Annotated in this window: 15 protein-coding genes; 4 read left to right on the top strand and 11 right to left on the bottom strand. The window is 72.3% G+C overall.

Going from position 1 to position 21,918, the window contains the following annotated elements; translation table 11 throughout:
• The first annotated feature begins 237 nt into the window (after window positions 1–237).
• Genes HOY81_RS03755 through HOY81_RS03745 form a run of 3 tightly spaced genes read left to right on the top strand, consistent with a single transcriptional unit; the run spans window position 238 to window position 3,132 of the window.
• Window positions 238–1,308 (top strand): ParA family protein, encoded by a 1,071-nt coding sequence (locus HOY81_RS03755; protein ID WP_237318037.1) that lies wholly within the window; start codon window positions 238–240, stop codon window positions 1,306–1,308.
• Window positions 1,305–2,465: a ParB/RepB/Spo0J family partition protein gene (locus HOY81_RS03750; RefSeq protein WP_237318035.1), complete on the top strand. Its 1,161-nt coding sequence runs from the start codon at window positions 1,305–1,307 to the stop codon at window positions 2,463–2,465. The genes HOY81_RS03755 and HOY81_RS03750 overlap by 4 nt, the downstream gene beginning before the upstream one ends.
• Window positions 2,466–2,514: 49 nt before the next feature.
• Window positions 2,515–3,132 (top strand): GNAT family N-acetyltransferase, encoded by a 618-nt coding sequence (locus HOY81_RS03745; protein ID WP_237318033.1) that lies wholly within the window; start codon window positions 2,515–2,517, stop codon window positions 3,130–3,132.
• A 186-nt stretch (window positions 3,133–3,318) separates the two neighbouring features.
• Here HOY81_RS03745 and trxA read toward each other — a convergent pair whose 3' ends face one another.
• The 7 genes from trxA to HOY81_RS03710 form a co-directional block, all read right to left on the bottom strand.
• A complete protein-coding gene (gene trxA / locus HOY81_RS03740; RefSeq protein ID WP_368857734.1) occupies window positions 3,319–3,831 on the bottom strand; it encodes a thioredoxin in 513 nt (170 codons plus the stop codon).
• Entirely contained in the window at window positions 3,731–4,720 is a 990-nt protein-coding gene (trxB, locus tag HOY81_RS03735; protein WP_237318029.1) for a thioredoxin-disulfide reductase, read from the bottom strand. Before trxB ends, trxA begins: the two co-directional genes overlap by 101 nt.
• A 156-nt stretch (window positions 4,721–4,876) precedes the next feature.
• Complete coding sequence (locus tag HOY81_RS03730) at window positions 4,877–5,833, bottom strand: hypothetical protein (RefSeq protein ID WP_237318026.1); 957 nt, start codon at window positions 5,831–5,833, stop codon at window positions 4,877–4,879.
• The gene (gene sigM, locus HOY81_RS03725) at window positions 5,830–6,567 is read right to left on the bottom strand and encodes an RNA polymerase sigma factor SigM (RefSeq protein ID WP_237318024.1); all 738 of its coding nucleotides are present in this window, start codon (window positions 6,565–6,567) and stop codon (window positions 5,830–5,832) included. Before sigM ends, HOY81_RS03730 begins: the two co-directional genes overlap by 4 nt.
• A gap of 37 nt (window positions 6,568–6,604) precedes the next feature.
• A complete protein-coding gene (locus HOY81_RS03720) occupies window positions 6,605–8,344 on the bottom strand; it encodes a protein kinase family protein (protein ID WP_237318022.1) in 1,740 nt (579 codons plus the stop codon).
• Window positions 8,345–8,514: 170 nt separating this feature from the next.
• Window positions 8,515–10,845 (bottom strand): murein biosynthesis integral membrane protein MurJ, encoded by a 2,331-nt coding sequence (murJ, locus tag HOY81_RS03715; RefSeq protein WP_237318020.1) that lies wholly within the window; start codon window positions 10,843–10,845, stop codon window positions 8,515–8,517.
• A gap of 34 nt (window positions 10,846–10,879) precedes the next feature.
• Window positions 10,880–13,336 (bottom strand): DUF6049 family protein, encoded by a 2,457-nt coding sequence (locus tag HOY81_RS03710; protein ID WP_308340947.1) that lies wholly within the window; start codon window positions 13,334–13,336, stop codon window positions 10,880–10,882.
• A 236-nt stretch (window positions 13,337–13,572) separates the two neighbouring features.
• On the opposite strand from HOY81_RS03710, the gene HOY81_RS03705 reads away from it, so the two are divergent.
• Window positions 13,573–15,000 carry a CCA tRNA nucleotidyltransferase gene (locus HOY81_RS03705; protein WP_237318092.1) on the top strand — a complete coding sequence of 476 codons (1,428 nt, stop codon included), beginning with the start codon at window positions 13,573–13,575 and terminating at the stop codon, window positions 14,998–15,000.
• Window positions 15,001–15,092: 92 nt separating this feature from the next.
• Here HOY81_RS03705 and HOY81_RS03700 read toward each other — a convergent pair whose 3' ends face one another.
• The 4 genes from HOY81_RS03700 to HOY81_RS03685 form a co-directional block, all read right to left on the bottom strand.
• On the bottom strand, window positions 15,093–15,587 hold the full coding sequence (locus tag HOY81_RS03700; RefSeq protein WP_237318018.1) for a hypothetical protein: 495 nt from the start codon (window positions 15,585–15,587) through the stop codon (window positions 15,093–15,095).
• A gap of 186 nt (window positions 15,588–15,773) precedes the next feature.
• Window positions 15,774–17,060, bottom strand: a complete 1,287-nt coding sequence (locus tag HOY81_RS03695) for an MFS transporter (protein WP_237318016.1) — start codon at window positions 17,058–17,060, stop codon at window positions 15,774–15,776.
• A gap of 89 nt (window positions 17,061–17,149) precedes the next feature.
• Entirely contained in the window at window positions 17,150–18,667 is a 1,518-nt protein-coding gene (locus HOY81_RS03690) for a glycosyltransferase family 87 protein (protein WP_237318013.1), read from the bottom strand.
• A gap of 93 nt (window positions 18,668–18,760) precedes the next feature.
• Complete coding sequence (locus tag HOY81_RS03685) at window positions 18,761–21,511, bottom strand: transglycosylase domain-containing protein (protein ID WP_237318011.1); 2,751 nt, start codon at window positions 21,509–21,511, stop codon at window positions 18,761–18,763.
• Window positions 21,512–21,918: the final 407 nt, after the last annotated feature.

Raw genomic sequence — 21,918 nt, 5'->3', positions numbered from 1 at the left:
TCTGTCCCGTTACTCCATAAAAGCGCTTAAACGAATGCATGCGGAGTGTCGCCGCGTTCCCGAGGGGAGCGCGGCGGCATCGTGTTTCACGTGAAACGACGCTCTCTGTTGCACGGAATCATCGGCCGCGGTCGCGCGGCCGCCGCACCACGTGACCGCAAGACCCGTGAACCCCGTCGCCCGGAAGCCGAGTTTTCCACAGGGAGGCGGGGTTCGCTGGTTCACGACCCCGACGGCATGGCAGGCTTTGAACCTCTGGAAGGTACTGCCGAGGAGAGTGAACCGTTGCGGTCCGACGCCAACCTCGCGGGGCCGATGGCCGATCCGGTCCCCGGGCCCCGTACCGAGTCATCGGAAGTTTCACGTGAAACGCCGCCCCCGATGGACGCCTCGCCGGGCTATGAGGGCGAGGGGTCCTTCCCGGTTGGCCGCGCCGCCCAGCAGGCCGTCGAGGCGATGAACCGCGCCGGTGAGGCGCTCCCCCGACCGGAGCAGACCCGGGTCATGGTCGTCGCCAACCAGAAGGGCGGCGTCGGGAAGACCACCACGACGGTGAATCTGGCGGCCTCGCTGGCTCTCCACGGTGCCCGGGTCCTGGTGATCGACCTCGACCCGCAGGGGAACGCGTCCACGGCGCTCGGCATCGATCACCACTCCGAGGTGCCGTCGATCTACGACGTGCTGGTGGAGAGCAAGCCGCTCTCCGAGGTGGTGCAGCCGGTCCCCGACGTCGAGGGGCTGTTCTGCGCGCCGGCCACCATCGATCTCGCCGGTGCGGAGATCGAGCTGGTGTCCCTGGTGGCGCGGGAGAGCCGACTGAGCCGGGCCATCGAGGCCTATGAGCAGCCCCTCGACTACATCTTCATCGACTGCCCGCCCTCCCTGGGACTGCTCACCGTGAACGCCCTGGTGGCAGGCGCGGAGGTCGTGATCCCCATCCAGTGCGAGTACTACGCGCTGGAGGGGCTGGGCCAGCTGCTGCGGAACGTCGATCTGGTGCGGGGCCACCTCAACCCCGCGCTCCATGTGTCGACGATCATTCTCACCATGTACGACGGCCGTACCCGGCTCGCCTCCCAGGTGGCCGAGGAAGTGCGCGGGCACTTCGGCACGGAGGTGCTGCGGACCAACATCCCGCGATCGGTCCGGATCTCCGAGGCGCCCAGCTACGGGCAGACCGTGCTGACGTACGATCCCGGTTCCAGCGGGTCGCTCTCCTACCTGGAGGCGGCCCGGGAGATCGCGCTGCGCGACCCGAACGCGCAGCAGCACCAGTCACAGCACAGCATGCCGGAGGGGGCGCAGTGAGCGAGCGACGTAGGGGACTGGGCAGGGGGCTCGGTGCGCTGATTCCCGCCGCCCCGCACGGGGCGGAGGCCGCTGAGAGCCCCGCCGTCTCCGGGAACGGTCAGACGTCTCCCTCCGCGGTGCCGGTGCTGACCGGTGAGCGCGGGGTGCCGGCGGCCAAGGTGGCGACGCTCGCCGAGGGCGAGGCCGAGGCGACCGTGGCACGGGAAACGCCGGCGGAGGCGTCCGAGGCCGCCGCGGTGGTGGACGGCGAGGGCGCGGGGGCCCACTTCGCGGAGCTGCCGCTGGACGCGATCACGCCCAACCCGCGGCAGCCGCGGGAGGTCTTCGACGAGGACGCGCTGGCGGAGCTGGTGACCTCCATCCAGGAGGTCGGCCTGCTGCAGCCCGTGGTGGTGCGGCAGCTCGGGCCGGACCGCTATGAGCTCATCATGGGCGAGCGGCGCTGGCGGGCCTGCCGGGACGCCGGCCTGGAGACCATCCCCGCCATCGTCCGCGCCACCGAGGACGAGAAGCTTCTGCTCGACGCCCTGCTGGAGAACCTGCACCGGGCGCAGCTCAACCCGCTGGAGGAGGCTGCCGCTTACGACCAGCTTCTGCGGGACTTCGACTGCACGCACGATCAGCTCGCCGACCGTATCGGCCGGTCCCGCCCGCAGGTGTCGAACACCCTGCGGCTGCTGCGGCTCTCCCCCTCCGTGCAGCGGCGGGTGGCGGCGGGGGTGCTCTCGGCCGGACACGCCCGCGCGCTGCTCTCCGTGGAGGACGGTGAGGAGCAGGACCGGCTGGCGCACCGCATCGTCGCCGAGGGGCTCTCCGTGCGGGCGGTCGAAGAGATCGTGACGCTGATGGGGACAAAGCCCGCGTCCGGGCAGCGGGCGAAGAAGCCGCGGGCCGGGAAGCGCGTCTCCCCCGCGCTGGACCATCTCGCGGGCCGGCTCTCCGATCGCTTCGAGACCCGGGTCAAGGTGGACCTGGGGCAGAAGAAGGGGAAGATCGTCGTCGAGTTCGCATCGATGGAGGACCTGGAGCGCATCCTCGGTCAGCTCGCTCCCGGCGAGGGCCCGGTGCTGCAGAAGCAGCTCACCTCCGACGGAGACGGTGAGGCGGAGGAGGACATCGGGGCGGTCATCGAGGAGGACACTCCGAGGGAGTAGCTCCGGTCCATGCCCCGGAGACATGACGCCCCATGGCTACGATGTGGTCATGGGGCGTCAGCTTGTTCCGCTCACTCTGGACAACCTCCCGGACCTGCCGAAGCGTTGCCGAGGCTGTGTCTTCTGGGAGCTCGATCCGGTGAGCGGGGAGTCCGCGGCCAGGACGGGCCGTCCGGAGCTGGAGAAGGAGGCCTGGATCTCGGCCGTCCTGCTGGAGTGGGGCTCGTGCGGTCGCGTGGTCTATGTGGACGAGGTGCCGGTGGGGTTTGCGCTCTATGCGCCGCCGGCCTATGTGCCGCGTTCGGTGGCGTTCCCCACCAGCCCGGTCTCGCCGGACGCCGTACAGCTCATGACGGCGTGGCTGAAGCCGGAGTACCAGGGGCAGGGGCTGGGCCGGGTGATCGTGCAGACGGTCGCGAAGGACGTGCTGCGGCGCGGGTTCAAGGCGATCGAGGCGTTCGGCGATGCGCGCTGGACCGGACCGGCCTGTGTGTTGCCGGCCGAGCATCTGCTAGCGGTGGGCTTCAAGACCGTGCGGCCGCATCATGCCTTCCCGCGGCTGCGACTGGAGCTGCGCTCGACGGTCTCCTGGAAGGAGGACATGGAGCGGGCGCTGGACCAGTTGCTGGGAGCCGTGCAGAAGGAACCGGCGCTGCGGCCGCTCTGAGGAGGGCGACGCGTCCGGCTGGCGGCGCCGGGGCGACGGGGGTACCCGGACGTGGGGTGGCGCGTCGTTTCACGTGAAACGACGCGCCAGACGCGGGCCGCGATTCCCACGGCATGAGAAGGGGCCGCCGCACCGTGCTGGTGCGGCGGCCCCTTCCGGATGCTCTGCGGTACGGAGTCCCCGAGCTCAGCCGATGAACTCGGCCAGGTCCCGCTCGATGGCGGCCTTCGGCTTGGCGCCGACGATGGTCTTCACGACCTCGCCGCCCTGGTAGACGTTCATCGTGGGGATGGACATGATCCCGTACTTGGCGGCGACGCCCGGGTTCTCGTCGATGTTGAGCTTCACCACGGTGAGCTTGTCACCGTTCTCGGCGGCGATGGCCTCCAGGGACGGGGCGATCTGACGGCACGGGCCGCACCAGGCCGCCCAGAAGTCGACGAGTACGGGCTTGTCGCTCTTGAGCACGACCTCGTCGAAGGTGGCGTCGGTCGCGGTCACGGTGGCGGTGGCTTCGGCCATGGCGGTTCTCCTCGTTTCTGCGGTGTTGCGGTGGGGGCGGTGCGGGGCCCTGCCCGGGGCGGGACGCCGGGCTCGGTCAGGAGGCGGGGGTCTTCTCCGGCTCCGGCAGGTGCTCGGCGTCGTCGACGGCGTCGGTCTGCGCGGCCAGGAAGCGCTCGGCGTCCAGGGCGGCGGCACAGCCGGTGCCGGCGGCCGTCACGGCCTGCCGGTAGGTGTGGTCGACCACATCGCCCGCGGCGAAGACACCGGGGATCTTGGTGCGGGTGGAGGGGGAGTCGACGAGCAGGTAGCCGTCGGCGTCCAGCTCGAGCACGCCCTGGAAGAGCTCCGTGCGCGGGTCGTGGCCGATGGCCACGAAGAGACCCGTGACCGCGAGCTCGGAGGTCTCGCCGGTGTGGGTGTCGCGGAGGGTCAGCCCGGAGAGCTTGCCGTCCTTCCCGTGGATCTCCTGCACCTCGCGGTTCCATGCGAAGCTGATCTTCTCGTCGGCGAAGGCGCGCTCCTGCATCGCCTTGGAGGCCCGCAGGGTGTCCCGGCGGTGCACCACGGTGACCGACCTGGCGAACCGGGAGAGGAAGGTGGCCTCCTCCATGGCGGTGTCCCCGCCGCCGACCACGGCGATGTCCTGGTCGCGGAAGAAGAAGCCGTCACAGGTGGCGCAGTAGGAGACACCGCGGCCGGAGAGCTCGTCCTCCCCGGGCAGACCGAGGGTGCGGTGCTGGGAGCCGGTGGCCACGATCACCGTGCGGGCACGGTGCACGGTGCCGGCGGAGTCGGTGACCGTCTTGACCGGGCCCTCCAGATCCACCGCCGTGACGTCGTCGGGGATGAGTTCCGCCCCGAAGCGCTCGGACTGGTCGCGCATCTGCTCCATGAGCTCCGGGCCCATGATGCCCTCGCGGAAGCCGGGGTAGTTCTCCACCTCGGTGGTGTTCATCAGGGCGCCGCCCGCGGTGACGGAACCCTCGAAGACCAGGGGCTCCAGCGAAGCGCGTGCGGTGTAGAGCGCGGCGGTGTAGCCCGCGGGCCCCGACCCGATGATGATCACATTCCGTACGTCGCTCACGGGAGCCTTCCTTGTCTGCCGACGGATTCCGGGCGTCCCGAAGCACGCTCCGGGACCCTCACTGCAGTGCTGAGGTCTTCACCCCACCCAACGGATCCTAGGGGGCAGACATTCCCTCGCGTCGACAGCGCACAGGGACCCTGTCACTCCCCGGCGTCACGATCGTTCGTACGTGCGCTTCTGCAGTACCTCGCCCGGTCCCGGCGCGGAGCCGGTCGTGCACGAGGAGTCCACGACATAGGCGTCCACCCGCTCCGGCGCCCCCGGGTGCGGCAGCACGACGAGGTACGCGGGACGTCCCTGGTACGGCGCGGCCGGGTCCACGGCGAGTGGCGGCTGGGCACGTCCGATGCCCTCCCGGATACAGCTCGGCAGGGTCTGCCGGCCGCCCGCGAAGGGGGCGTCGACCCCGGGGCTCTGCCGGGCGCCGAGGTCCGGCGTCTTCTGACGGCCCTGGTCCTGGTCGGTGGTCTGCTGCCGGTCCAGCAGCCGCTGCACCTGGCGCTCCAGCCCGTCGGCTCCCGCCGCTTCCTGTGAGGTCGCGGTGTCGGCGGAGCCCGCGCCGGCGTTCAGGGTGACTCCCTGGAGGATCGCCCCGCCCAGGCCCAGGGCCGCGACCACGCCCGCAGCGGTCAGCAGCAGGGCGCGGCGCCGCCTTCGTGCGGGGGTCCGTCCCGGTCCGGTCGCCGCCGGCCCGCGACCGGCAGGGCGGTCCGTGGCCGGCCTTCCCCCGGCGGGCCCGCCGGCCGCGGCGCTTGTTTCACGTGAAACACCACCGCGGGACGGGCCGGACGTGACCGTGCGGGGGTGGTCTCCGGTGGTGCGCGGGGCGGGCGCGGCGGGTGCGCCGGCGTCGAGCAGCGCCTCGGCGGCCAGCGCGGCGTCGATGCGTTCGGCCACGTCGGCGGGCATCCGGGCGGGGCCCGGCAGGGTGCCGAGGACGCTGCGGATCTCCTCCAGGGAGCTCCGGATCTCCGCGCACGAGACGCACTCGGCGAGATGGGCGCGGAGCCGGGTGGCGCGCTCGTGTGCCAGGAGCCCCTCGGTCAGCTCGGAGATCTCCGTGGGGTCGGGATGCTCGCCTGGTGCGGGCAGGCGGGAAGCGGATGTCACGCCGTTCCACCTCCACGCTTGACGGTACCGGGGCCGGGCTGCCCGGAACTGTCCGGGCCACGGCTCGTCGGTGGGACGGATGCGCCCCGGGTCGGGTTCCTTCCCCCACCGCGGGTCTCGCTATCCCCCGGGGTCGCTTTCGGACGCAGATGGGTGAGCAGGGGGAGCAGCCGGGCGCGCCCGCGGGCGCAGCGGCTCTTGACCGTGCCGACGGCGACGTCGAGGACCTCGGCGGCTTCCGCGACGGGGTAGCCCTGCATATCCACCAGCACCAGGGCCGCGCGTTGCTCGGCGGGGAGCCGGGAGAGCGCCGCGATCAGTTCGCGGTGGAGGTCCTGCCGCTCCGCGGGGGCGGCCGCCGACTCCTCCGGATCCAGGAGCTGCTCCAGCCGCTCGGTGTCGTCTGTCGGGGCGCTGCGCCGGGCGGCGGCCTTGCGGGCGCGGTCCAGGCAGGCGTTGACGGTGATGCGGTGCAGCCAGGTGGTGACGGCGGCGCGTCCGCGGAAGGTGTGTGCGGCGCGGTAGGCGGAGACGAGAGCGTCCTGGACGGCGTCGGCGGCCTCCTCCCGGTCGCCGAGGGTACGCAGCGCCACGGCCCAGAGCCGGTCCCGGTGCCGGCGGACGAGCTCGCCGAAGGCGTCGGGGTCACCCGCCACATGCCGGGCGAGCAGATCGGCGTCCGTCGCCTCTTCCCGCCCGGCCGGTTCCCGACGGGGTATCGCGTCGTCGCTCACCTGCGCACCGCCTCTTCCCTCCCGCCGTCGGTCGCCGTCACTCGCCGGTGAACGTGACCTCCGAGACTCCCTGCTTGTAACCGGAACTGCTGAAGTCGTCCGACGGTGCCTTCGGCAACGCCGTCAGCCACAGGACGACGTGCCGGACGGACTGCGGCCGGGACAGTTCGAGCGTCGCCGAGTCCGACGACGTCCGGGTCGAGGCGAGCTTGCGCAGCGAGCTCAGCGGAGTGGAGGGGTCGAGCGAGTCGGCCGCGTAGAGCGAGAGCGCAGTGTGTGCCCCCGCGTAGTGGAGCTTGACCGTCAGCGCGTGGAGCTGGCTGCGGTCACCGAGGTCGTACACGATGCCCACCCCCTCCTTGTAGGGGCTGAGCTGTGGTCCGTCCCGGTAGGACTTGGTGCGCCACAGGGTCGCGAGGTCTCCGTCGTGGCTCAGGGAGACGTCCTCGGCGTCCTGGAAGCTGCCGTCCGGTTGGTACTCGGCGGAGCCGGCGATGTTCAGCGGCCTGGTCTGGGCGTCCGGCTGCGAGGGACGGCCCGTCTCGCGCGGCTGGTCGTCGCCGGAAGAGGAGCTGTGGGTGCCGCCGTGCATGAGGGCGTCGGAGATCTGCCAGGAGCCCAGGCCCAGCGCGGCGATGAGAAGGGTGGAGACGCCCCACTTCAGCGCCTTCCCCGCGCGCCCGGGGAGAGCAGGCGGTGTCGCGGAGCCCGGTGGAGGGGCCGCGGGGCCGCCGCGCCGGGGGCCCGGGCCGGCACCGTTGACATAGGAGCCGCGCTGGTAGGTGGTGCGCTCGTAGGCCGGCGGCGCGGTGAAGGCGGGCTCGGGCTGCGGGACGCGCGGCATGGCGGCCACCGCCTCGGCCAGCTCCTCCGGGGTGGCGCAGGGCTGCTCCTGGCGGGAGGCGGTGGCGCCGTCGTTGACCAGGGCGCGCATGGCCAGTTCGGAGAGGCCCCGGTGGACTCCGGCGCGTACCTGGTCGGGTGCGACGAGGGAGCCCTTGGCCAGGGCGCCGACGCCGCTCAGCCCGTAGGCGTCCGTCTCGTACGGCCAGCGCTGGGTCAGTGCCGCGTAGAGCACGGCGCCGATGGCCTCGGTGTCCGTGCGCTGTGGGTGCTCGCTGCGGGTGCCGCGCAGCGCGGCGCCGACGGCCAGTCCGCGGACCCGGTACTGCCCGGTGCTGGTGCGCAGCACGGAGGAGGGGGAGATCCGGAGGTGGGCCAGGCCTTCCCGGTGGGCGGCGGCGAGCCCTTGGGCGAGCTGGCCGACGAGCTGGTACGCCTCATGGGCGGGCAGCGGCCCGGTGGCGAGGACCTCGCTGAGCGGGGTGGCGTCGGGGAGCCATTCGTGGACGACGTAGACCAGGTCGTCGTTCTCGACGGCGTCGAGGACCTGGACGAACCGGGGGTCGCCGAGGAGCGCCGCGGAGCGGGCGGCGGCCAGCACGGGGCGGGCGCGTGGGTGCCGGGCGGGGAGGACGTGGATGCCGACGGCGCGGCGGAGCTTCTCGTCGACCGCACGCCAACTGCTGAAGCCGTCCAGTCGGGTGACACACTCCTCGAGGCGGTAGCGTCTCGCGAGCTTGTGGCCGCTGTGCAGCTCGGGGGCCTCGGTCCGCGGCGCGGCCTCCTCGCCCGCCGCGGTGGCGTTCTTCTCGTCTCGGCTGTGCCCTTCGGCCCCACCGTCGGCCGTGGCCTCGTCCGACGCCTTCTCGGACAGCGGCTTCTCCTCACCGCTCGTCTTGGCCACGTCGACGGCAGCCGTGCTCCGTTCCGCCACCGTCGTTCCTGCCTCCCCATTCCATTGCAGCCGGATTCGGAATCAGCCCAGGGACATTGTGCCTACGGTCCGCCACTGTGCACGACACGCGGCGACGCCCGATGGTTGCGCCCCGCGGGGCGAGAGGGCGGGATTTCCGCGCCGGGCGTTGCGGACCATGTGTGCACGAGTCACCTGCCGAGGCGGGCCCGAACCATACCGAGCATGGCGGTCATCTCCGCGATCCGCATGCGTTTCGCGGCCAGCACGAAGACCCCGGAGAGGACCAGGCCGCCGGCCAGCAACGCGGCGGTGGATCCCAGGTAGCCGTTGCCGAGCGCGCGCAGGAGGGCCCAGGCCGCGCCGCCCGCGGCGAGCGCGGCGGGCAGGCTGGCCCCGGCGAGCCGGGCGTAGGTCCGCACCACGTGGGCGCCGTCCAGGTCGCCGCCGAGCTTGCGGCGCAGCCGGCGCCAGGCCACCCCGACGCCGATGGCGTAGGCCAGCCCGTAGGAGGCTGCCATGCCGACGACGGCCCAGCGGGCGGGCAGCAGCAGGAAGCAGAGCCCGGAGGCGGCGGCGTTCACCGCGGCGACGATGACGGTGTTGTAGAAGGGCGTGCGGGTGTCCTCGTACGCGTAGAAGGCGCGCAGCACGACGTACTGCACGGAGTAGGGGACGAGTCCGAGGCCGAACGCCATGAGCATGTAGCCCATCGACCGGGCGTCCGCGGTGCCGGCGGACCCGTAGATGAAGAGGCACATCGGGATGCCGAGGGCGAGCAGGCCGAAGGCGATGGGCACGATGGCGACCGCGGAGTTCCGCAGACCCTGGGAGATGTCGTCGCGGACGGCGCCGGTGTCGCCGTCGTGTGCCGAGCGGGAGAGCCGGGGCAGCAGCGCGGCCATCACCGAGACGGTGATGATCGCGTGCGGCATGGTCCAGATGAGCTGGGCGTTGGAGTAGGCGATGAAGCCGGTGCCGGGATGGCCGCCGTCGGCGGCCACATCGCCGGCCCAGGTGGAGAGCTGGGAGACCACCAGCACGCCCGCCTGATTGGCGAGGACGAAGAGGATGGTCCACTTGGCGAGCCTGGCGGCCTTCCCGAGTCCGTGGCCGCGCCAGTCGAAGCGGGGGCGGATGCGGAACCCGGCCGCCCGCAGGTAGGGGATCATCGCGAGCGCCTGCACCACCAGCCCGAGCAGGGTGCCGGCACCGAGGAGCCGGACGCCCTCCGGCGGGATCTCCCCCACGTCCATCCCGGAGGTGGCGGCGGTGCCGTAGACCCCGAGGAAGAGGCCGACGGTGAAGATGATGACGACGTTGTTGAGGACGGGGGTCCACATCATCGCGCCGAAGCGGCCGCGGGCGTTCAGGACCTGGCCCATGACCACGTGGATGCCCATGAAGAAGATCGAGGGCAGGCAGTAGCGGACGAAGGTCACGGCCACGTCGTTGGCCTGCGGGCTGTCGGCGATCTTCACCGACATCATCCGGACCAGCAGCGGGGCGGCGAGCACGGCCAGGACGGCGAGGGCGCCGAGGATCACGGCGACGAGGGTGAGCAGGCGGTTGGCGTAGGCCTCGCCGCCGTCCTCGTCGTTCTTCATGGCGCGCACGAGCTGCGGGACGAAGACGGAGTTGAGGCCGCCGCCCACGGTCAGGATGTAGAGCATCGTGGGCAGCGTGATGGCGAGCTGGTAGGAGTCGCCGAGCGTGGTGGCGCCGAGGGCGACGACCACGAGCGCGGAGCGGATGAATCCGGTGAGGCGCGACACCATGGTGCCGGCGGCCATGATCGCGCTGGATCTGAGGAGCCCGGCGGCCTTGCCTCCGCCGCGGCGGGCCGGTGCGGGCTCGGTGGGCCCCGTGGGTTCGGTGGGTTCGGTCGGCCCCACCGCCTCCGGGGCGTCCGGAGGGGCGTCCGGTGGGGCGGGGTACTCCGCGGCGGGCGGCTCGGCACCGTGCTCGGGGACGGCGGGCGGCGGGCCGCCGGGCGGGCGCTGCTGCGGGGGGTACGGCGGGTGGCCGCCCTGCTGCGGGGGCGGACCGTGCTGCGGGGGCTGGGCGGCCTGCGGGTGCGGCGCGTACCGCGGGTCCTGCGGCGGGTCGTACGGCGTCCCGCCGGGGCGGCCGTGCGTCTGTCCCTGGTCGCGGTAGAGATGGGCGAAGGGGTCCCCGGCAGCGGGCGTGCCCGGGGCGGCGGAGGGGGCGCCGGGAGCGGACGGGGTGGTCCGCGGGCGGCCGTCCTCGCCGCGCGGCCGGCTGAGCAGCTCGTCGACGCCGGTGAAGCGGAAGGTGGCGGGGTCGTCGCCGTACGGCCCGTCCGTGTCCCGGCCGCGGGCGTCCGGGGCGTACGGGTCCGGGGTGTAGGGGTCCGGGGTGTAGGGGTCCGGGGTGTACGGGCCCTGCGCATGCGTCCCCTGCGCGTACGGGTCCGGGACGTACGGGTTCGCGGCGTACGGGTCCGGAGGGGACTCGCCACCGCGATGCTGCTCACGGTCACCGTCGTACGGCGCGTTCATCGGTTCGTACCCCTGCCCTGGTCGCCCGGCTGACTCAACGGTCCACTTTCTCACCCGTGTCCCGCGGGGGCGTGCTTCCCGCGGTGGTGTCCTCGGGCCGCTCATCCGGCCGGCCGTCCAGATCCCCGGCCGTCTCCTGCGCGGCCGGGCCTTCCTGCGTACGGTGTGCGTCCTCCGCTCCGGAGGACGGTGCGGCACCCGGGGCCGGTTCCAGCGGGGCGTCCGGGTCGGGGGCCGTCCCGTTCCGCTTGCGCTGGGTGTACATCCGGATGCCGGCCAGCACCACCAGCAGCACGCCGCCCGCGATGACCAGCAGCACCGTGGAGGTGATCGAGGTGACCTTCACGCGGAACGTCATCGCCGGCCCGTACGGCTTGCCCTCCTCGGTGTAGAGCTGTGCGGTGAGGGTGGTCCGGCCGTTGGCCTTGGCCGAGGTGTCGAAGGTGACGGACTGGCTGTGCCCGCCGTCGACCACGACCTGCTGCATGTCGTCCTGGATACGCAGGCCGATGCTGCGGCTGGAGGTGAGCTTCAGCCGCAGCCCGTCCACGCCCTGCAGCAGGTTGTTCTGCACGGTCACGGGAATGGTGGCGCTGCGCCCGGACAGGGTGAGGTCGGACTTGTCGATCAGCTTCACCTTCCGGGTGAGGCTGACGAGGTGGTCCTGCATGGCCGCGCGGTACTCCGCCGCCTGCTCTGCCTCGCCACGCCAGGAGGTGGAGAGCGCACGGTGCATGGCCGTCTGGAACGGGGGCACCACGCGGTCCTCCTGGGAGAGGATCCCGGCGAAGTCCTCGAGCTTGGCCTGGGTCTCCTGGAGCTGAGTGAAGGCCGTCTCGGGCAGCTCCTGCGCGCGCAGCCGCTGCGGGTAGGCGCCGGGGCCCGGCACCGTGCGGTGCGCCGCCGGGTCGGGCTTGGCCTTGGCGGCGGCCGCCAGCCCGGTGTGCTGGGTCCAGGCACCCCGGCCGGCGCCGTCGAGGGCGCGGAGCGCGGTGGCCATGGTCTGCGCCTGGGAGGCCGTCGGCTGCCGCTGCGGGGCCACCACGATGCTGCGCTGCCGGGACGGTACCTGCTGGGTGATCGACAGGGTGTGGGCCAGGAACCGCTGCACCGCTCCGGTGGCGGCGTCGGCCCGGGCGAGGTCGCCGTCGAACGCGGTGGAGAGCCGGTGGTCGGCGACCACCGCCGTGGTGCCGCCGCCGACGGGCCGGGCGGCGGTCGGGGTGTAGGGGATGCTCTCGCTGGTCCCGAAGGTGTCGCTGCGGGCGATGACGTTGTGCGCGCCCGCGGAGGTGGCCACGTCGACGACGGAGGTGTCGAGCGCACCCTCGACCGGCCACGCGAAGTCCGTGCTGGGCTCGGTGTGCAGGATGGAGTCCACGGTGGTGCGCGCCAGCCGGGTGGCGGGGCCCAGGCCCCCGATGGTGCCCGGTACCTGCTTGCCCTGGTGGGCGAGGGAGGCGAGGTCCGGGTCGCCGAAGGGCAGCGCGACGACGTCCTCGCCCTCCACCGCGTCCTGGAGGGAGCTGAGCCAGTCGTTGGCGGCCTCCTGGCCCTTGCCGGGCACCGTGTCGCCGTTCCCGGTCCGTACCTCGTACTTCCCGGTCATGGCCTCCACGCTGGCCAGCAGGTCGGGGTCGACGACCCAGGTGATCGGCAGGTCGGCGCCGAGCGCGACCATCCGCTGGAGCCGTCCGCCGGGCGCGACGGCCTCGGCCAGGTCGTCGTTGCGGAAGACGGGGGTCTGCTGTTCGTCGGACCCGGTACGCGCCGTGAGGTGGGAGTCGGCGACCAGCGGCCAGAGGAAGGTGAGCCGGGTCTTCTCGGCCGGCTCCTCCGGCTGCCAGGGCAGGAAGGTCCGCCCGATGCCCAGCACCTGCTCGTAGGGGCGGGCCCGGGTCTGTGCGCCGAGGGAGACTCCGAGCTGATAGACCCCGCTCTCGCTCAGCCCCAGGTCCGCCACCGGCACCCGGAGGCGGAACGAGCGGGTGATACCGGGCTTCAGTGTGCCGATCTCCGCCTCGTGACCGTCCAGCTCCGGGGCGTCGGCCCCGGAGAGGTAGCCGGTGCGCCGGGCCGCCTGCTCGATGCTGCTGCGGCTGTTCAGCGCCGGGCCGACGCGCAGCCCGATGTGCCCCTCGGTGAGCGTGGTGTCGCTCCGGTTGGTGACCGTGCCGGAGATCGTGACGGTGTCGCCCTTGCCGGGCACCTGGGGGGTGACCCCGTTGAGGGAGATGTGCGCCGTCCGGGAGTCGCTGGGCGCGGCCGGGTGGGTGCCGGGGGCGGCGGGAGCCGCGGCGGCGCGGTCGGCGGCGGCCGCGGGGCGGGCGGCGGCCGGGGCACCGGAGGCGGCCGGCCCCCCCGCGGGGGCCGCTGCGGCGGGCAGCGTCCCGCCGAGCACCGGGACGACGGTCAGCAGCGTCACCATGCCGCTCCGCAGTCGGCGGCGGACGGGAGCGGTCCGGTACCCCTGCTTGTCCGCCTTGGCCACGCGCTTCCCGTCCCGTCGATCCGTCGTGGGTGTGGTGGTGTTTCTGGACCCCCGATGGTAACGAGGGGCACGTCCGCGAAGTGCCGCGGCATCCGCCTCGCCGGGGACGGGGCCCGGGGGACGGCCGGCACGGTGGCGGACGGTTCGACGTACCCTGTTCTGTCGTGCCGAACCCCAACGATGACAGCCGGCGGGCTGCCCAGCCCGCACCGCCCGCACAGCCCGTCGCCCAGGAGCTGAGCGAGGTGCAGCGCCGCGCCGTGAGCGAGCTGCTGCGCGTCTCGCCGGTCGCCGACGACCTCGCCCGCCGATTCGAGGAGGCCGGACACCGCCTGGCCCTGGTGGGCGGCTCCGTACGGGACGCGCTGCTGGGCCGGCTGGGAAACGACCTGGACTTCACGACCGACGCCCGGCCCGAGGACGTGCTCGCCCTGGTGCGTCCCTGGGCGGACGCGGTATGGGACGTCGGGATCGCCTTCGGGACGGTGGGCTGCCTGAAGCGGGCCGGGGACACGGGGCAGGAGTTCCAGATCGAGATCACCACCTACCGTTCCGAGGCGTACGACCGCAGTTCCCGCAAGCCCGAGGTCGCCTACGGCGATTCGATCGAGGAGGATCTGGTCCGCCGGGACTTCACGGTCAATGCGATGGCGGTGGCGCTGCCGGAGAAGCGGTTCGTCGACCCGCACGGTGGCCTGGAGGATCTGGCCCGCCGGATACTCCGTACGCCCGCCGCTCCGGAGGACTCCTTCTCCGACGACCCGCTGCGGATGATGCGGGCGGCGCGGTTCGCCGCGCAGCTCGACTTCACGGTGGCGCACGACGTGTTCGCGGCGATGAAGGCGATGGCCGACCGGATCGAGATCGTCTCGGCCGAGCGGGTGCGGGACGAGCTCAACAAGCTGGTGCTCTCCGCCCATCCCCGGAAGGGGCTGCGACTGCTGGTGGACTCCGGTCTCGCGGGGCACGTGGTGCCGGAGATCCCCGCACTGCGGCTGGAACGGGACGAGCACCACCGGCACAAGGACGTCTACGAGCACTCGTTGACCGTCCTGGAGCAGGCGATCGACCTGGAGGAGAACGGTCCCGACCTCACCCTCCGCCTGGCGGCGCTGCTGCACGACATCGGCAAGCCGCGTACCCGCCGCTTCGAGAAGGACGGCCGGGTCTCCTTCCACCACCACGAGGTGGTGGGCGCCAAGATGACCCGGAAGCGGATGACCGCGCTCAAGTACTCCGGCGAGCTGGTCAAGGACGTGTCCCGGCTGGTGGAGCTGCATCTGCGCTTCCACGGCTACGGAACCGGGGAGTGGACCGACTCGGCCGTGCGCCGCTACGTGCGGGACGCGGGGCCGCTGCTGGACCGGCTGCACAAGCTGACCCGCTCCGACTGCACCACGCGGAACAAGCGCAAGGCGCAGGCCCTCTCCCGCGCCTATGACGGGCTGGAGGAGCGGATCGCGCGGTTGCAGGAGCAGGAGGAGCTGGAGGCGATCCGGCCCGACCTCGACGGCAACGAGATCATGGAGATCCTCGGCATCGGGCCCGGGCCGGAGGTCGGCAGGGCCTACCGGCATCTGCTGGAGCTGCGGCTGGAGCACGGCCCGATGGAGCGGGACGCTGCGGTCGCGGCCCTGAAGGAGTGGTGGGCCGCGCAGGAGTGACCCGGCGGGCCCGGGAGCGCGTGGGGGCCGTGTTTCACGTGAAACGTGGACCGTGAGCACACGGCCCCCCGCAGGTGCCGTTCCGGTGCCCTTCAGCTGCCGGAGCCGCTCACCGGCTTGAGGCAGAGCGTGAAGAGGGTGTCGCTCCCCTTCGTCTCGGTGTACTCGGCGTACTTGGTGCGGTCGCAGGTGCCCTCGCCGTCGTGCTTCTCGACGACCTCGAACTCGGCCTTGGCCGTGCCGCACTCCACGACCTCGACGTCCGGCTTGAACGAGGTGCCGTTGTTGACGACGCAGTCGCCGGCCTCGGCCTGGTCGGCGTCGTCCTGGCCGGCTATCCAGCCCCCGATGGCGAGCGCCAGCACGACCACGCCGCCGACGATGCCGCCGATGGCCTTCTTCTTGCCACCGCCCTGGGCGGGCGGAGCCGGCGGGACAGGAGCCCCGCCGGGGAATCCGCCGGCGGGCTGCTGGCCGTACGGGTTCTGTCCGTACGGCTGCTGCTGACCGTACGGGTTGCCCTGCGGCGGGCCGGCGGGCTGCTGGCCGTACGGGTTCTGGCCCTGCGGAGTCGACGGAGTGGTCATGCGGGGGTCCCCTCGTTGAATGGCATGAATCGCATCAGCGTGCGATGTGACCTGTGTAAGTTATCGATAAGGACCGGTGCACGGGGCGTCAGGGTCGGTCTGTGCCTGGCATGTGACAGTCGTTGCGCCACGGAGACCTTCGGGGAGGCGTGCATCGGGGGTGGTGCACCGTGGTGACGGGAGGGCTCAGGCGGCCTGCCGGAGGTGCCGGAAACGCAGCAGGGCCAGCGCGGTCCCGGCATAGAGCGCCGCCACCGTCACCACCAGAGCGACCGAGCGCCCGTCCGGGGGGAGCATGAGCGCCGCGACACCGGCCGCGCCGACGAAGGCGACGTTGAAGAGCATGTCGTAGAGGGAGAACACCCGTCCCCGGTAGGCGTCGTCCACCTCGGACTGGACGACGGTGTCCGTGGCGATCTTCGAGCCCTGGGTGACCAGCCCCAGCACGAAGGCCGCCAGCAGCATCGGCACCGGCGCGAACGGCAACCCCAGCGCGGGTTCCAGCACCGCCGCCGCCCCCGCGCAGAGGGCCATCCAGCCCAGCTCCCGCAGCCGTCCCACACCCGGCGGCGTCAGCAGCGCGGCGCTCAGGAAGCCCAGTCCGGAGACCACCACCGCGGCGCCGAGCCAGCGCAGCCCCTGCTCGTCCCCGGGGGTGCCGTCGCCCCAGGCGTAGCGGCTCAGCATCAGCACCATCACCGTCAGCCCCCCGTAGCAGAAGCGCATCAGCGCCATGGCGCCGAGCGCTCCCGCGGCTGTCCGGCGCTGCGCGAGATGACGGAGCCCGGCGACCAGGCCGCGGGCGGTGGAGACGAGGGCGGCGCCGAGGTGCGGCTGGACCCGCGAGGGCTCGGGGCCGAGCAGGTCCCGGTGCATGCGCAGGGCGGAGAGCCCGGCGGCCAGATAGACGCCGGCGCCGACGAGCACCACCAGGGCGTCGGCGGAGGCGCCCTCCGGGGCCAGCAGGCGCACGAGGAAGGCGACCCCGCCCCCGGCGGTGGCCGCGACCGTGCCGGCGGTCGGGGAGAGGGAGTTGCCCATCACCAGCCGCTCCTCGTCCACCACCCGGGGCAGGGCGGCCGAGAGCCCGGCCAGGATGAAGCGGTTCACCGCGGTGACGGAGAGCGCGGAGAGATAGAAGAGCCACTGCGGGGCTTCGCCGAGGACGAGGGCGGCCGTGCACGCCGCCATCAGGGCGCGCAGCAGGTTGCCCAGGAAGAGCACCTGCCGCCGCCGCCAGCGGTCGAGCAGCACCCCGGCGAAGGGGCCGAGCAGGGAGTAGGGGAGCAGCAGAACGGCCATGGCCGAGGCGATGGCGCCTGCCGAGGTCTCCCGTTCGGGCGAGAAGACCACGTGGGTGGCCAGTGCGACCTGGAAGACCCCGTCGGCGAGCTGGGAGAGCAGCCGGGTGGCGAGAAGGCGCCGGAATCCCGGGAAGCCCAGCAGGGTGCGGAGATCACCGACGAAGGCCATGGGCACAGCCTCACACATCACCGTGCGGTCCATGGCGCAGCCCCCGGCTCCCGGGGACTCGTTTCACGTGAAACCTCGCGAGGCCGCTCTCAGCCCGCCGAGGGCGTCCCCCAGCGGACGTACGCCCGGTCGTGCCCGGCCGGTGCTCCGGGCGCCACGGGGGCGGTGCGGTGGGCTCCGTGCGCCCGGGCGGCCGGTCCCAGCACGAACCGGTCCGGGGCCCGGTCCAGTACGCCCCCCGAGGGGTCGTCGGAGCCGTCCCGGCGGACGACGTCCCGCTCCGGCAACAGCACGTCCCGTACCACGACCGCGCAGAGATAGAGCGTGCCCAGCAGATGGGCGGCGATGACGAGCTGGTAGCCCTCGGTGGGCAGCCCCTGGTGCTTGTCGCCGCCGCTCGTCCACGCCAGATACATCCAGATGCCGACGAAGTAGAGCACCTCGGCCGCCTGCCAGATGAGGAAGTCCCGCCACCTCGGCCGGGCCAGTGCCGCGAGCGGGATCAGCCACAGCACGTACTGCGGCGAGTAGACCTTGTTGGTGAGCACGAAGAGGGCCAGCACGAGGAAGGCGAGCTGCGCGAAGCGCGGCCGCCGGGGCGCGCAGAACGCCAGCGCGGCGATGCCGGCGCAGCCGGCGGCCATCAGCAGCATGGCCCAGTTGTTGACGCCGTCCAGCGGGTCTCCGGAGCGCTGGGAGATGATCAGCCAGAGGGAGCCGAAGTCCACCGGCCGTTCCTGGCTGAAGGTGTAGAACTTCGCCCAGCCCTCCGGTGCCGGCAGCAGCACCGGCACGTTCACGCAGGACCAGGCGAAGGCGGCGCCGCCCAGGGCCGTGCCGAAGGCACGGAACCGCCCGGCGCGCCAGCAGAGCACCAGCAGCGGGCCGAGCAGCAGCGCCGGGTAGAGCTTGGCCGCGGTCGCCAGGCCGAGCAGCACCCCTGCCCCCAGCGGACGCCCGCGGGCCCACAGCAGCATCCCGACGGAGGTCAGCGAAACCGCCAGCAGATCCCAGTTGATCGTGGCGGTGAGGGCGAGGGCCGGAGCCAGCGCCACCAGCAGCGCGTCCCAGGGGCGGTGCCGGTGGGTGCGGGCCACGCAGACGGCGAGCACCACGGCGCAGACCATCAGCATGCCGGCGTTGACCAGCCAGTAGATCTGCTCCTGCTTCATGAGGCCGCCGCCGGTGGGCGTCATCCAGGCGGCGACCTTCATGAAGAGCCCGGTCAGCACCGGATACTCCAGATACTCCATCCCGCCGGAGGTCTCCCGCGGGATGCGGTCGAAGTACGGGGTCAGCCCGTCGGCGAAGCCGCGCCCGTGGTAGAGGTGCGGGATGTCGGAGTAGCAGGCGTGCACATACTGGGTGGTCTGCCCGAAGAACCAGCCGCCGTTGTAGCAGGGCAGCTTCTGCACCATCCCCAGCGCGAACATGCCCAGCATCACCAGGGCGACCACCCGCAGCGGGGTCCACCAGTACCCGCCGGTGCGGGCCCGCCGGCCGGCCGGTCCGCCGATCAGCTCGCTGCCCGCCGCGGCGACCTCGTCCTGCTCCGTCGGGCGTACGACCGTGCCGGCCGGGTGCTCCGGGTGCTGCTCGCTCCTCATGGCGCACCATCCTGCCGCATGAAGCCCCCGCCGGGTCCGCCCGGCGGGGGCTTCAGGGGCGCGGGACGCCGTCCGGTGTCGGGGGCGGCTGCGCTACTGCGGTTCCTCCTCGCGGCCGCCGCTCCCGCTGGACGGGCCGCCGAACAGCCCGCCGCCGTCGTCCCCGCCGGAGTTGCCCTGGCTGTTGCCCTGGTCGGTGCCGGTGGTCGTGCCTTCGTCCGTGCCCTCGGTGGTGCCCTGGTCGGTCCCGTCGGTGGTGCCTTCGTCCGTGCCCTGCGTGGTGCCCTCGTCCTGGCACTCCCAGGCGAACCGGCAGCTCTCCGTCGGTGTCGGCAGCGAGGGCGAGGGCGAGGTCTCGGACGGCGTCTCGGACGGGGTCTCGGACGGCGTCTCCGACGGGGTCTCGGAGGGGGTGGCGCTCGGCGAGGGCTCCTGACAGGAGATGTGGCTGCACACCTCCTCGCCGATCTCCTCCGGCTCCGGGAAGCCCTTCTTCGGCATCCCCTCGGTCGCCTTGCCCATGTACTCGGTCCAGATCTCCGCGGGGAAGGACGCACCGTGGATCTGGTCGAGCCCGGCGGTGCCGTACATGGACAGGAACTTCGGGTCCTCCGGGTTGGACCGCCACATGCCGATCGCGGTGGAGAGCTGCGGCGTGTAGCCGGAGAACCAGGCGGTCTTGTTGTCGTCCGTGGTGCCGGTCTTGCCGGCCGCCGGGCGGCCCAGCTCCAGCGCCTTGGTGCCGGTGCCCTCCTGGACCACGGTCTCCAGCATGCTGGTGATGTTGTCCGCCACGGCCGACTCGAAGGCCCGGGAGGTCTTCTTCTGGTGCCGGTAGAGCACCTTCGCGCCGTCCCGGACCTCCTTCACCGAGTAGGTCTCCGCCCGGACACCGCTGTTGGCGAAGGTGGCGTAGCTGTTGGCCATCTCGATGGCGCTGGGCGCGGAGGTGCCCAGGGAGAACGTCGGGGTGAGGCCGGCCAGCTTGTTCTTGTCGTCCTGGAGCCCGGCGTCCAGCGCCGCCTCCTTGACCTGCTGCAGGCCGACGTCCATGCCGAGCTGGATGAACGGGGTGTTGGCGGACACCCGCATCGCCTCACGCAGCGTGACGGGGCCGTAGTCCGTCTCGCCCTCGTTCTTCTGGTGCCACTCCTCGCCGTCCTCGTTCAGCCAGGTGTCGCCGTCGTACTCGAGCAGCTTGATCTCGTTGTCGCCGTTGTAGACGCTCTTCGGCGAGACCGGGGTCCGCATGTCGGCGCCCTGGTCCGCGGGGCCGTCCGGGTCGCGTACGCCGTCCCGCATCGCGGCGGCCATCACATAGGGCTTGAAGGTCGAGCCGACGGAGGCGCCGGTGAAGCCCGCGTTGTTCTGCCAGTTGGTCAGCGCGTCCTGGCCGCCGTAGATCGCCAGGATGGCCCCGTCGTCCGGCTTCACCGTGGCGCCGCCGAACTGGACGTACTTGTCCTTCTCCTCCTTCTCCGGGTCGAGGTTCTCCTTCCTGGTCTTCTTGACCGTCTCCTCCAGCGCCTCCACCTTCTTCTTGTCGAAGGTGGTGTAGATCTGGAAGCCGCCCTGGTCCAGCTCCCGCTGGGTGATGCCGGACTCCGGGTCGGAGAGCAGGTCCTGGTTGGCCTGCCGCACCAGGTAGCCGATCTGCCCCTGCAGGTTGGTCGCCTTCTGCGGCGGCTTGGGCATCGGGAAGCCCTTGTCCAGGATGGCCTGCCGCTCGGAGGCCTCCATCCGGCCGGTCTCCACCTCGCGGCGCAGGATCCACGCCCAGCGCTTCTCCGCCCGTTCGCGGTTGGCCTTGGCCGACTGCCCGGCCTCGCCGCCGTGCGGGTCGTAGAGGTTCGGGCCGTTCAGCAGCGTCGCCAGGAACGCCGTCTGGCGCGGGTTCAGGTCCTTCGCATCCTTGCGGTAGTAGGCGTGCGAGGCCGCCTGGATGCCGTAGGCGCCGCGCCCGTAGTAGGCGGTGTTGAGGTAGCCGGACAGGATCTCCTCCTTCTCCAGCTGGGCGTCGACCTTGATGGAGATCAGGAGTTCCTTGGCCTTGCGGGTGACCGTCTGGTCCTGGGAGAGGTAGGTGTTCTTCACGTACTGCTGGGTGATCGTCGAGCCGGACTGCGTGGCCCCGCCCATCGCCATCCGGACGGCGGCGCGGGCGATGCCGAACGGGTCGACGCCCGAGTCCTCGTAGAAGGTCTCGTTCTCCGCCGCGATCACGGCGTTCTCCATGCTGTCCGGGATCTGCCCCAGATCGATGATCTGCCGGTTCTGGTCGCCGCCGCCGGCGGTGACCATCCGGGTGCCGTCTCCCCAGTAGTAGACGTTCTTCTCGGAGGTGGCCGTCGTCTTCTTGATGTCCGGCACCTCCACCATGGCGTAGGCGATGCCCGCCAGGCCCATCATCGCGCCGGCGAAGGCCACAAAGGTGCCCAGCACCTGCTTCCAGGACGGCATCCAGCGCTTGTAGCCGTACTTCCCCGCACGGGGGTAGTCGATGAAGCGCTTCTTCACCTCGGCCGGTGCCGCCCGGCCGCGGGCCGCCGCGCGGCCGCCGGCCGCACCGGCTCCCGCCGCGGAGGCGGCCGCGGCACGTCGCCGGCCACCACCGCGCGCGGCCCGCCGGGCCTCGGCGCGCCCGCCGTACGGGCGCTCGTCGGGGCCCTCCCTGCTGTACGCCCCCTGCCCGTGGCCGGAGACGGGGCCCTGTCCGTACGACGCGGTGGTGGCGTCCCGCGGCGGCGCGGCACGCCGGCCGTACGGCGGCTGCTGGGGCTGCGGCGGCTGCTGCGCCGCACGCCGGCCGCGCCCCTGTGGCGGCTTACGACGGTGCTCGCTCATGTGGAACAGCTACTCCTCGGGCAGGCGGCGCTCGCGCCTGAAGGCGGCAGTTGACTTCTGGTCCCCCCGAGCGCGTCCCGTCGCGGACTGGCCTGCTGCGGGCCGCACTTCACCCAGGACGAGGACGCCCGGCGGCGCCGATCGGTTCCCGGTCGTGGTCTGCACAGCGCACAGACTACGCATCGGCAAAAAGCCCGTACGCGGACATTCACCCATATCCGGGGCGACTCTCCCGGTGTGAATCAGTGATGTACGTCCCTTCACTCCCGTACCCCCACCCCCGGCTCTTGTGGCGGGAGGGGCGGCGTTCTATCGTCGTGATGTATCGAGTCGATACATCGGGGCGGTACATCCGCCCCTCGGGAGCGCACCGGGCACGGCCGGTGCGCACACGGCGGCGAGCGACG

The organism is Streptomyces sp. JJ36 (genome assembly GCF_021696945.1).
GTDB lineage: Bacteria > Actinomycetota > Actinomycetes > Streptomycetales > Streptomycetaceae > Streptomyces.
Note: the sequence above shows the minus strand (reverse complement) of the source record. Positions and strands in the feature narration are given on the sequence as shown.